General features: G+C 31.9%; 7 protein-coding genes. All 7 read right to left on the bottom strand.

What is annotated here, in order from left to right; all coding sequences use genetic code 11:
* Positions 1-126 precede the first annotated feature (126 nt).
* Positions 127-1,371, bottom strand: coding sequence for a DUF2264 domain-containing protein (locus BTO16_RS14880; RefSeq protein ID WP_105022439.1), 1,245 nt, complete (start codon positions 1,369-1,371; stop codon positions 127-129).
* Positions 1,372-1,468: 97 nt separating this feature from the next.
* On the bottom strand, positions 1,469-2,878 hold the full coding sequence (locus tag BTO16_RS14875; protein WP_105022438.1) for a sulfatase: 1,410 nt from the start codon (positions 2,876-2,878) through the stop codon (positions 1,469-1,471).
* A gap of 3 nt (positions 2,879-2,881) precedes the next feature.
* Positions 2,882-4,420, bottom strand: a complete 1,539-nt coding sequence (locus tag BTO16_RS14870) for a sulfatase (RefSeq protein ID WP_105022437.1) — start codon at positions 4,418-4,420, stop codon at positions 2,882-2,884.
* A 73-nt stretch (positions 4,421-4,493) separates the two neighbouring features.
* A complete protein-coding gene (locus tag BTO16_RS14865) occupies positions 4,494-5,426 on the bottom strand; it encodes an alpha/beta hydrolase (RefSeq protein ID WP_105022436.1) in 933 nt (310 codons plus the stop codon).
* A 37-nt stretch (positions 5,427-5,463) separates the two neighbouring features.
* Complete coding sequence (locus BTO16_RS17680) at positions 5,464-7,878, bottom strand: BNR-4 repeat-containing protein (RefSeq protein WP_147179819.1); 2,415 nt, start codon at positions 7,876-7,878, stop codon at positions 5,464-5,466.
* Positions 7,879-8,459: 581 nt separating this feature from the next.
* Entirely contained in the window at positions 8,460-9,884 is a 1,425-nt protein-coding gene (locus BTO16_RS14850) for a sialate O-acetylesterase (protein WP_105022435.1), read from the bottom strand.
* A 275-nt stretch (positions 9,885-10,159) separates the two neighbouring features.
* Entirely contained in the window at positions 10,160-12,577 is a 2,418-nt protein-coding gene (locus BTO16_RS14845) for a glycoside hydrolase family 2 protein (protein ID WP_105022434.1), read from the bottom strand.
* Positions 12,578-12,860: the final 283 nt, after the last annotated feature.

Genomic DNA, 12,860 nt, shown 5'->3' with positions numbered 1-12,860 from the left:
TTAAAAATATATTTAAAATTAACAGACAACCTATCAGTTTTTGAAAATTTTCAAAATCTTAAACACATTAAAAACTAAATGTGAATTTCTAATATTAATTTTTTGTAATGTATTCAAAAAAATGTTTTAATCATTTTTTAAAGCATGGTCTATAGATATATTTTGACCAGACCAAATTTTCTTTTGTGTCCAAGGTTCATAAGGAGTATTCCAAAATGAATCTTGTGTTGGTAAGCCTAAAACCAAAAAAACTTCTGAACACAAATATAAACTTCCTGTAGAAATATAACTTTCTCCTAAGTTTGGTTGCGCTCCATAAAACCCAATTTGTAACCAACCATTTTCATCAAACGTTCCTTTAGCATTTAATTGATTTTCTATGAGTAAATGCAAAGCAGAGCGAACTTGAGCTGGCTTAATTTCTTCTGGTAATTCTTTAAAAAGAGCTATTTGTGATAATAATTGAAATGCCCCAAAGCGATATGCAATGGATCTACCAATTGGAGGATATGTGCCATCCGGAGAAATTAATCGTTCTTGAATGCTAGCATACCTTTTGGCTCGTTTTAAAACTTTATTATAATCTTCTATGTGACCCTTATTTTTTTTAATCATTGTTTTTAAAATATCTAACAGCATCGGTTGAATCACAAAACTATTATAATAATCCCATCGAAAATAGTTTCCGTCTCCATACATACCGTCTCCTAAATACCATGCTTCATGTTTCTTTAACCCATAGTCTAAGCGCTTTCTATCGGCACTGGCATCAAACTTAAGTAGGGCTGCTTCAACCATACCTGAAAAAAGTAGCCAATTATTATCATGAGGTTTTATAACTCGGGTAGCTTTTAATGCTTTTATTACGTTTGCTTTTGTCTTGGCATCTAAAGGTTCCCATAATTGGTTTGGTGCTCTAATTAATGCTTGTGCAAAAAATGCAGCATCTACTAATGGTTGCTTATCAGTAGTAAAATTCATAAAATCTGCAGCTTCTGGATTCGTGGCATTATGAATACATTTTTGAGCCAAATTGATGTATTTTGCACGTAATTTCCCTTCATCTGTTTCATCTGGCCCCAACTCTAACCATGGTGCCATTCCAGAAAGTAGCCTCCCAAAAGCCTCTAAATACATAACATGTTTTAAATTTCTTTTACTATTTGGATTCGCTTCTGGTAATTGTTTTTTCAACTCATTTTTGCTTAACGCCATTAAAACAGGATCTCCAATTTTTAGTAATGAAGTCACGAAAAATTCACGTACTTCTTTTGGCGCATATTTATATAATTCTTGTTTTTGAGCATAAAAGTTTTGGATTGTTAAAAATAAAAAGACGAAACTAAATAAGGTGTTTTTTAAAATTCTCATAATTATTATGGTTGATTTTTAAATTTTATATACTACAAACCTATTAGCCTTTACTCTAACTAATTTCTTCCAAAACCATTTTATATTTGAAATGGTATTACTTCTTTTTAAAAAAATCTGTTCCCCATTTTTCCCGTAATTCTAAAGATAATTGGGTAACCAATTTTTTATACTTTGGTTTTTCAGCTAAATTATCTAGTTCTAAAGCATCTGTTTTGTGGTTAAACAACATGCGTTCATAAGCAACACCATTTTTGTCTGTCCATTCTGTGTAAAACAAATCGCCTTTTATTAAAGTTACACCATCTTTAAACTTACTAACTGCCCAATTTTTCTCACTTTTTTCTCCATTTATAATAGGCACAAAACTTTTTCCTTCTACAGTATTTGGTATTTTTAGTCCAGTTAGATCACACAAAGTTGGATAAATATCTATAAATTCTGTTATGTCATTTGACATTTCACCTTTCGTTCTTCCAGGAACTTTTATGAGTAAAGGTGCTCTTAACGCAGTTTCAAAATTAACATGTTTAGACCACATTTTGTGATCTCCAAGATTCCAACCATGATCTCCCCACAAAACTACAATGGTATTTTCTGCCAAACCTGTTTTTTCCAATTCATCTAAAACTAGGCCAATTTGCGCATCTGCATAACTTACAGCGGCGTAATACCCGTGAATTAATTCTTTTGCCAAGGCTTCTGGTAAATCTCCATCTTTAGGAATATTTTCATAATTGCGTAATTCTCCAAAATTGTGATATGCTGTTTTTGGAATCGATTTTGGTCGTAAATAACTTGCTGGCAATTCAATACTTTTTCTGTCATATAAATCCCAATATTTCTTTGGTGCACAAAAAGGTAAATGTGGTTTTACAACGCCCATAGTTAAGAAAAATGGCTCTTTAGATGTTTTTAATTTTTGTAAATCACGAATAACTTTTAACGCCAATTTGCCATCAACATAGACAGAGTCGTGCACATCTGCCGATTCAAAAGGCAAACCACGAAAGGTGTTTTTACGTATTTCTTGACTTTCTTGTAGCGCGTAACTCCATAATTCGTCTGCTTTCCAAATTTCATTCCAAGCTGTGACATCGTCATTTTCATAATGGTATATTTTACCATTTGAAATAGTTTTATAACCGTTTTGTTTTAATAACATTGGAAGCGAAACTGCAGTTGGATAGTCTTTATCTTTGGTAGTTGAATAACCTAAAAACCGATTTCGAGTAGGTCTAGTTCCCGTCAGCAAACTAGCTCTAGAAGCACCACAAACAGGAATATTACAGTATGCACGATTAAAGACTAAACTACTTGCGGCCAGTTTATCTAAATTTGGAGATTTTATATGATTTGCTCCGTAAAAATTTAATTCTGGGCGTAAATCATCAACTGCAATAAATAGGATATTTGGTTTCACATCTACCTTAACTTCTTGCTTTGCAACTATTCCTTTGCACGAAACAAAAAAAGATACTAAAATTAATACTACAATTGATTTCATATTTTATTTGTCTGCTTTTATAACTTTACCACTAGTTCTTTCTTTTTGTTCCGTAAAATAAGGTTGATAGTCATAATTTGATTTTTCATCCCACTGCACATTTACCTTTGGCAAATATTCTTTTAACTTAGTTATAGTTTCTTTATACTTAGAATTGTTTGCGATGTTAGTCCATTCATTCGGATCTGTTTTATGATCATACAATTCTTCTGTGCCGTCTTCATAACGAATGTATCGAAATTCATCTACTTTTATAGAATGGTTGTTCATCCCATACGTAGTAATCGCTTTGGTATCTTTTAGAATTTCATTATTAGTCATCATTGATACTAAACTTATTCCTTCATTTCTAGTATATGCTGGCAAACCACATAATTCTAAAAGTGTTGGATATATTGAAAGCATTTCAACAGGTTGGTCAATTTTTTTCCCTTTTGGTAAATTGGGTGCTGCAAAGATTAAAGGTGCGTTTGTTGCCGTTTCCCATAATGCATGTTTGGCAAATGTGCCTTTTTCTCCCATACGATATCCATGATCTGACCATAAAACAATAACAGTATTGTCTTTATATGCACTACTTTCTAATGCATCTAAAACACGACCTAATTCGTAATCTACAAAACTTATACAAGCCAAATACGCTTGAATAATTTTTTTCCATTCGCCCGATTCTTTTGCCCATTCTGTAGAAGGCATCATTGGTAAATCATTTATTTGAAGGCCGATTGACGGAACATCATTTAAATCATCAGCTTGATAAGGTGGTACAGAAATACTATCTAAAGGATGTAAATCAAACCATTTTTGAGGAACATAAAAGGGCACGTGAGGTCTTAAAAAACCCAACGCCATAAAGAAAGGCTGGTCGTATTTTTTTTGCAAACGTTCTAGTACCCAATTTGCAGATTCATGATCTGGCATTAACGAGTCTTTTTCTGGAAAAGCGCCCCAATCTGTACTTGTTTTTCCGAATTTCTCCTTCCTTTCTTTAGAAGTGCCATAACCATCCCATGCAAACCTTTCTTTGGGATAAGGACCAAAACCACTTTCACGACCACCAGATTCATTAAATACATTTTTTGGTGCATGTGTGTGAAATATTTTCCCTGTTCCCATAGTATAATACCCATTCTGTTGAAAATACTCTGGAAGAAATGCAATATCTTTTGTAGCCTGGTTTTCTGGTCTTCGGATATCATCATCATTTGTCATGCCATAAATACCTGTGGTAGAAGGTCGTAAGCCTGTCATAATTGATGCTCTTGATGGTCCACACAAAGGTGCTTGACAATGTGCATCGGTAAAAACAACTCCTTTAGCCGCTAATCTATCGAAATTTGGAGTTTTGGTATTCGAAAATGCATTTATGGCACCAATCCAACTATTTAAATCATCCACAGAAATAAATAACACATTGGGTTTCTCTTTTTCTGGCGCTTGAACTACTTCCTTTTTTATATTTGTTCCACAAGAAATTACTAAACAGAACATAACAAGAATAAGGCCTAAATTTATAAAAGAGTCTAATATGTTTTTCTTCATAATACACATTGTAAAAATTAATTTAATTATTTTGTAAAAGCTTTTATTTTTTAGTTTAAAAGCAATCAACAAACTATTTAGTAAATAAAGCTGTTTCTTTTTGAAGCCATTCTTCTAATGCAATTGTCCAATCTACGCCCGTTTTCTTAAAATTTAAACCAAAACCATGACCCCCTTTTTGCAATTCGACATATTTATGGTTTACACCGTACTTTTTTAAACTAGCACTATACAATTCACTATTTTGAGGCACTACACCTGTATCATCTTTTGCATGTACGATAAAAGTTGGAGGCGTATTTTTACTAACTTGATGTTCTTGTGAGTAATAATTTAATAAAGATTTATTTTCCTGTTTACTCCCTAAAAGGTTTTTAACTGAACCTTTATGAACAAATGGTGAATCGAAAGTAATAACTGGATATATTAAAATAGAAACTGCATGATTTAATTCTTCTGGCTTTACATCTGGGGCTAAAATAACATCTGTTAAATTGGCTAATGAAGCAGCTAAATGCCCACCTGCTGAAGATCCAATAACTGCTATTTTATTTTCATTTACAGACCAATTCGTAGAATTTTGATGCATAATTGACAGTGCTTTTTGAGCATCACAAAGGGGAACTTTTTCTTGTGAATTAACAATACGAGCATCTGGCAATCTGTACTTTAAAATAGCAACAACATTAAAACCCATTTTAAGAAAGTGTTTTGCATTGCCTTCTCCATGATTCTTACCAACGACCACTCTAGCATATCCTCCACCTGGAATAATTAATAAAGAGGCTCCATTCTTTTTTAAGCTATCATTTTTGAAAATATAAAGTTCCGGTTTAGAAATTTGACTATAGCGCATTCCTTCTTCTCCCAGAATTTCTTCCAAAACAATATTCTCTTTATTAAACGGCACATTTCCATCTTTATATAGCGGAATAACTTCTTTACTGTAATTTTGCGAAAAACAACAAATACTAAAAAAAAGAAATATTACTTTTAACTGCTTCATTAAACTTGTTTTTTTTAAAATAATAAATACTAAAAATTTACTTAATTACCAATTTATTATTGTAGCTTTTTTGATTTTCCCCAATCACCTTGATAATATATATTCCCGCTTTAAAACTACCGTTATTAACTATTTGTATTCTTTTTGAAGCAGTTGTTTTTTTATAGATTGTTTTACCTAAAAGATTATAAATTGTAACGTTTGCTTTCCCTATTTCACTAATATCAATAGTAAAACTATCTTTAGTTGGGTTTGGATATACTTTAATACCAATTGGATTGATAACAACATTTTTTGTACTTAAAGTAGTTGATTCTGCTATCCATTTAGTTCTTTCATCTTGTGTAGTAGTCCATTCAATTAAATCATTTGTTTGATGCACTAAAAATCGATCACCCGTTTTTGTTTTAAAACGATACGTTCCATCAGATTCATAAATAACGGTCCATTGTTTATCTGAATCTTCTCTTGGGGCAGTAAATATTGTATTGATAATTTCTCCCTCTGGACTTGCAGCAGCTCTTAAAATACCTCTATCTGTTTTACTTTCTATATTGTAATAATCTCCGGCTTTTACAATTTCCCATTCCTTATCTATACCTTCGCTAGAGTCACTAGCAATGACGTCTGCACCTTCAGAGTCAAGATATTTACCAGTAACTGCATTTTTAAATCGATAAATAGCTCCCGTTAAATCTGTATAATCCTTCAAAGCAACATTTACAGAAACGATTGTTGAGGCTACTGTTTCGTTATTATTATTGTGTGCAATTGCTTGAACTGTATAAGTACCAGCCTTATCTGGTGTCCAATTTAAGATATAAGGTGCTACTGTTGCTTCACCAAATAATACGTTATCAATTAAAAACTCTACTTTGGTAATACTTCCATTTTCGTCTGTAGCATTGGCAAATAATCGAATTTCTTCGTCTGTTTTGTAGGTATTATTATCTAAAGGTGAATTCAGCGTTATTCTGAAAGCGTCCTTAACAATCCCTAAATCTATAATTTGTAAATATAAAGGTTGCGCACTACCCGTTTTATTTTCCATCAGATAATAATAGATTTTATCATCAGCAATATAAACCACACCGTGATCGAATGTTTTTCCTGAAGTTGCTTCGTACACTCTAGTAAAATTATTTGTCCCACCTGCACTTTTGTCAACAAATACTCTACCTCCTTCTAATCCAACAACATAAATATCATTACCAGAGGTGTAAATTGATTCTGCTCCAGTAAAATCTTCAGATGTAATAAAATCCGCTGCTCCTGCTGGTTTATAGGTATGTAGATATTTTACTACTCCAAATTGAAGATCTCTAACTCTACTTATCATGTGCACATCACCTTGGTCTGTTACTGTCCAATCAAAACCATTTACGATACTTATTTTATCTGTTTGTGTCGTTTCTACATAATCTCCAGGCTCCATCACTTTTGTTATATCCGCATCAACTAAAGGCAAATTAAAAGATTCTCCTTTATGATTTTTCCATTGATCTAAGCCATCTTGATTATCCGAATAGGCATAATAAACGCCATTTTGATATAAATACTTATCTGTTAGATTCGCTCTTCTTTGAAAACCAACTCTAATTTTACCATTTACATATTTCATGTTGCCGTACAATCCCCAGTTAACGTCTCCACCATTATTTTTGGCATTTAAAATATTAAATTGTGCAAAGCTAGACCAAGAGGAAGTACTCGCATTGTATTTAGAAAATTTATAAGCACCATTATTATTGCCTCCTGCTCGCATGTACATAAATAAATCTCCACTGTCATTCAAAAAAAATTGCGGATAGGTTAATGCTGCAAAATTATTGTAATCTTCTCCACCATTTAAGCTTAAATGCTTGTAGCCACCTGTTGTATTTTGCACAAATTTATCTAATGTAAATTCATTATCAGGTAAAGATGCTACCTCTTTTAATGAATAAGAATATCTAAAATAATCGTTACTTAAACTTCCATCTGATGGCAATGTGTTACTATAGGCATGCATGTCATACAGTAAATGAATTGTCCCATCTAAAGGACTTATTGCAACAGCTATAGTATTGTGAGATTCGCCAATCCACCATTTGTTTTGATAGCCTGTGTGTCTGTGTGGAAACTCAATATCTACAATGACCCCAGTTTCTTTATTAAGGCGACTTAACATTACATGACGGTCTGTTTTATCTCCTTTATACCAAGTAAGAAATACATATTTACCATAGGTTTTTACGCAGTCTCCATGTGCAGAAATATTTCTACCAAAAAAATAGTTGTAAGGTGCGCTGTTACCATTATTTGTGGCAGAAGCTCCAACTTTAGAGCCGTTAAAGTGCAACCCAAAATCTGTTATTTTAACTTCGCTCTCTAAAGTTGCTTGTGCATTAAAAGAAATAGTAGTTACTAAAAAGATTAATAACAATAAGTTTGATTGGTGCTTTTTTATCATTGATTTTTGAATTTAAAATGAACACAAGAATTATGAGTTTAATACTTTCAAAATATTTTCAAAGCAATTTAAGTCATTATCAATTCACAAAAGTCCTAAATAAGGATGGTTTTTATTTTAAGCTTATATCTCTTATTGAAATAGCAAAAATTAAGAAATTAAAACAATAGAGGTGGTATGGTTCTAATAAGACTTGTGGCAAATAAAACACCTTTTTGATCACTCTAGAAACAGGAGAATTATCTTGATTTACTTCCATAATATCTGCAATAAAACGCCCCTATTTTTTACAATTTTATTCTTAGCTAGCTCCTGAGAAACTTGATCTACTTATACTTTTTGAAAAGCAAAAAGAAAATTAGTTTTTCTTCAAAAAAATAGAATATTAAAGTACTATATTCTCTTTTAATTCTGGCTAAAGTTAACTGTATCGCTTTTTGTAAACCTCTTTTTGCCTCTAAGCGCTTGGCAAGTAAGCGTAAGTGTTTTAAATTTATATGTTGTGTTTATTATTCTGACTTACACTTGAAAATAATCTACTTTTGATTAAAAACACTTCAAATAAAGTCTTAAATAAAAAATTAGTTCCAATTATCAGTTCTAAAAGATGATACAGGAAGTCCTGAAATACTAAATAAGCTTCCCTCCAAGCAATCTTCAAAACCATACCTCACGGCTTTAGGCATAACTACCTCTTTACTGTAAATCGTAAGTGTTTGGTTTTTGTTGATTTTAACTTTGGCAGGGTAAAACTTTTTATCTGCCCCAGCTATTTGAAAACTTTTTATTGTTTTGTTTGAATCAAAAAACCAGTGCTCTTTATTATTACTAAAAAATTCAAAATTGAGAATAATTTTATCTGATTTAGTTTTCATAGATTTATATTCCGGACTTCTATAATCTATTCCACTTATATTATACTGATTTGCCAACGCCCAATTTGCTAAACGGTTTGCTATTATTTCTTTTTCTGGAGGATGAATATCATCACATTTACCAACATCGGTGGTTACAACCAAGCCTGTATTTATCATTTCATTGGCAGTTTGTAATTGTGCTTCCCTAATTAAATCAGGATAAATTAGTACCGTTTTTCTTAATTTATTGTAGGCATACGGCGCAATTTGAACTACATAAAAAGGAAGTTTCTCTTTACCCCATTGGGCTCTCCATGAGTTTATTAAAGTATGTAAATACGCTTTATATGGTTTTGGATTGTTTCGGCTAGTTTCACCTTGATACCATAGAAAACCTTTTACTGTATAATTTTGAAAAGGATAAATCATGGCGTTGTATAGCAATGACGGTAATTTTTGTTTGTTTCTTTCTGTTGGTAAAACTTCAGGATGTTTAATATCTGTGTATTTTAATAGGCTATCTTTTGGTATCCAAGGCTCAATTCGGGTACCTCCCCATGAAGACTCTATAATACCAATAGGAACATTGAGGTTATCTAATATTTTTTTACTAAACATATAACCTATAGCACTAAACTCGGCTGCTGAAACTTTAGTAGATTCTTCCCAAACACCGTTAACATTAGTTTGTGGTAACAAACTTGCGCTTTTATTGTTATTAAATAATCTAATACTAGTATTATTAGCCGCATTAAGGTAAGCTTCAGAATTATTTACTACAGATTTATTAAAACCTTTAAGTGGCATCTCCATGTTTGATTGACCTGAACAAAACCAAACTTCGCCAATTAACACATTATTTATGGTTACGTTTGTACTACCATTAATTACTAAAGTGTGTGTGTCAAATGAAGCCTTATTCGTTTTTAGTGTAGCTTTCCAAGTGCCATCTTCTGCTGTTTTAGTATAGCTTTGTTCTCCCCAACTTGCCTTAATTTCAATAGAAACTCCAGGATTATCTTGCCCCCATATAGCAACCTGTTCTTGTTGTTGCAAAACCATATTGTCTCCAAAAAAAGCTGGTAATTTTGTTTGTGAAAAACATGACGTACTAATTAGTAATAAAAATATTTTTAAAATACGAACCATATTATTTACTAATTTTTAAGTTATTAAATTGTGTTTGTAACTGTTTGTTTTATTTTATTGTTTGCACTAACGCCTTTGATATCCTTGTAACCTTTGGCTAGTATTTTTTTTACAATACAAATATATCTCTGCATTTAAAGAATCTATGGCATTTTTAGAATTGGTATTAAATGTTGTTGCTATTATCACTGCATCAATTGTTTTGTCATCCAAGAGTTGTCGATAATCTAAAAATCCTTTAGGTTTTAAGTTAAAATCCGTTTCGCTATTGTAAATTATTTTACAGTAAGATAAGTCCCTTTAAAACTTTGATTTAGCACCACGACTTCCAAAGGTTGATCTTTAGTTGTTCTTTTAACTTCAATAGAAGCTTTTCCATTGGCCATTTCAATAACCTCACTACCCGTTGGTGTACCTTGACTAATTAAAGCTTCACCTCCATTTAAGCATTGGAAATATACACGCTCCTCATAATCTAAACAACGTAAACCATTTTTATCAATAGCAGTTGCTGTTATTAAATAATTACCATTTTTAAGTATGACATGTGATAACTTTAAATCAATGGCTTTTAAATTCTTGGTAAATCTATAGTTTATACTTAGCTCATCTTTTACTTCTTTACCGTCTTTTGTTTTTCCTACAGATACCAATTTGTTTTCGCCTTCATTAAAATTAAGTGTCCAATTCAAACCAGAAGCTGGAAACGATTTTATATCGCGTTTTTTAACACCTAAACTTGCTCCATTAAGAAATAATTCAACTTCAGGACAATTACTATATACACTTATATCTCTAGATGTATCTTTTGGACCTTCGCGTTCTGTCCAAGTATGAGATTCTATATAAGTAAAGGGATTGTTACTCCAATAGCTTTTAAAAACATAAAAGGCATCTTTAGGAATTCCGTTTCTATCAACTAATCCTTTCTGATTCATGTAAGGTATCGCATTTTCTGGACGCAGTGGTGTGCCAAAATCTTTAAAAGCCCATTGCACATTTCCAACAAAAGAGGAGTCGTTTTCTGAAATTCGCAAATGCCAGTCAAATAAATCAACTATGTAATTCTCACTCCAATCGCCAATTTGAGCAATATTTTCAAGGTCGGTTTGCACAATAGCTTCTTCCCAACCATCAGACTGTATTTTACCTTCGCCAGTAATAGGATTTTCTGAATGCCTACCTACATGACTAGATCCGCCATATTCAGCATGTAAAAAATGAGGATATTCAACCTTATATTGATCGATTGCTTTTTGATAACTTTTATAGCTTCCAGAATACCAACCCGACCAGATTGATGGCGAAAACACATCAACAATATCTGCTCCTTCATAATATTTTCTGATGGCTGTTTTTCTTGACGGGTCTAACGCATGCGCATAATCATTTAACTCCTTTAAATAAGTGTTTATATTTTCTCTATTATCACCGTTTTCAAAATCTGGCAACCAATACACCTCATTACCCAATGACCAAATAATAACACTTGGATGATTATAATTCTGATCAATAATTTCTTTTAACATATTTTTCGTGTTGGTTTTCCAAACATCATTACCTAAACCGCCACGACACCAAGGTAATTCGTCCCAAACCAACAAACCTAACTCATCACAAGCTTTGTAAACTTCTGGGTCTTGAGGATAATGGGCTAATCTCACAAAGTTAGTTCCCATGTCTTTTATAAGTTCCATATCCGCTCTGTGTTGTTCATTACTCATTGCAGCTCCAACACCAGCATGTTCTTCATGTCGATGTGTGCCTCTTAATAATAAACGTTTTCCGTTAAGATAGAAAGCGCCGTGATCTTTAAATTCAAACCATCTAAAGCCAATGCGGTCTGACATTTCATCTTTCACTTCTTCGTTTTTAATTAGTGCAACTTTTAAAGTGTATAAATTTGGATTATCTGTATCCCAAAGTTTTGGGTTTTTAATGTTGATAAATTTTATTTCTGAGGTGTTATCAACAATATCAAAAACGGATGATGCAACAGATACACCATCAGAATCTAGTAAATCTGCTTTGATTTTAAAATCTGAGTCGATGGTATTGTTAACTTTCACGGTTGCTAAAAGTTCTGCATTTGAATTTGAAACTTGTGGTGTTGTTATTTTTAAATTGGATAAATAATTTTCGGGTAAGGTTACTAACCAAACATCTCTTGTGATACCTCCAAAAATGAAGAAATCACTTTTTTGTGATGGAATAACTTCAGGATTGTTCGAGTTGTCTGCACGAACCAATATATCATTATTACCTTCTGAAATTAAATTTGTAATATCTATTGTAAACCCAATGTACCCCCCAATGTGCGCTCCCGCTTTCTTTCCATTTACATAAATCTCACTTTCAATATTTACGCCTTCAAAATAGAGTTGATAGGTTTGCCCAGAAATAATATCAGAAATATTTAATTCCTTTTTATACCAACTAGCGCTTCTTCTGTAGCCAGGTGCTAAATCGGTAGCATCTAAAGCATTCCAACTATGAGGCAAATTAATATTTTTCCAACTTTTTTGGTTTAAAGCTATATCTATACTAGTTGCGTTATTTTCTAAGTATTCCCAATTTTCATTGATATTGGTTTTTACTCGCTCTTGATTTTTAATTGAACTTGGTTTACAAGAAAACGTTAATATGAAAACACTTGCTATAATTGACTTTAATAAGACTCTTTTAAAATTCATAAGTTATGATTTACTTTCTATAAATTAACAAACTTGTTAAAATATTAATATTTCTGGAATATATTTAATACCAATTATCACTTTAAATGCGTCTAATTAATATGTTTTTATTGCACCCATATTTCAACATAAAATAAAACCGTAGCGATTGCTATGCTTTAATTTTTTTACTTCATTTGAACACACTATAATTCAATTATTTTAAATAACAATTGGTATAATTACTAAAAATGGTTTAACAACTTTTTAAATCGGTACCTAAATTTAAATTAATACTAAGCCA

The organism is Polaribacter glomeratus, from assembly GCF_002954665.1.
Lineage (GTDB): Bacteria > Bacteroidota > Bacteroidia > Flavobacteriales > Flavobacteriaceae > Polaribacter > Polaribacter glomeratus.
This window is presented reverse-complemented; position numbering and strand designations above follow the sequence as displayed.

Coding starts and splice junctions, on each gene's coding strand:
- BTO16_RS14880 (WP_105022439.1), bottom strand. CDS start 1,371: ATGAGAATTTTAAAAAACACCTTATTTAGTTTCGTCTTTTTATTTTTA.
- BTO16_RS14875 (WP_105022438.1), bottom strand. CDS start 2,878: ATGAAATCAATTGTAGTATTAATTTTAGTATCTTTTTTTGTTTCGTGC.
- BTO16_RS14870 (WP_105022437.1), bottom strand. CDS start 4,420: ATGAAGAAAAACATATTAGACTCTTTTATAAATTTAGGCCTTATTCTT.
- BTO16_RS14865 (WP_105022436.1), bottom strand. CDS start 5,426: ATGAAGCAGTTAAAAGTAATATTTCTTTTTTTTAGTATTTGTTGTTTT.
- BTO16_RS17680 (WP_147179819.1), bottom strand. CDS start 7,878: ATGATAAAAAAGCACCAATCAAACTTATTGTTATTAATCTTTTTAGTA.
- BTO16_RS14850 (WP_105022435.1), bottom strand. CDS start 9,884: ATGGTTCGTATTTTAAAAATATTTTTATTACTAATTAGTACGTCATGT.
- BTO16_RS14845 (WP_105022434.1), bottom strand. CDS start 12,577: ATGAATTTTAAAAGAGTCTTATTAAAGTCAATTATAGCAAGTGTTTTC.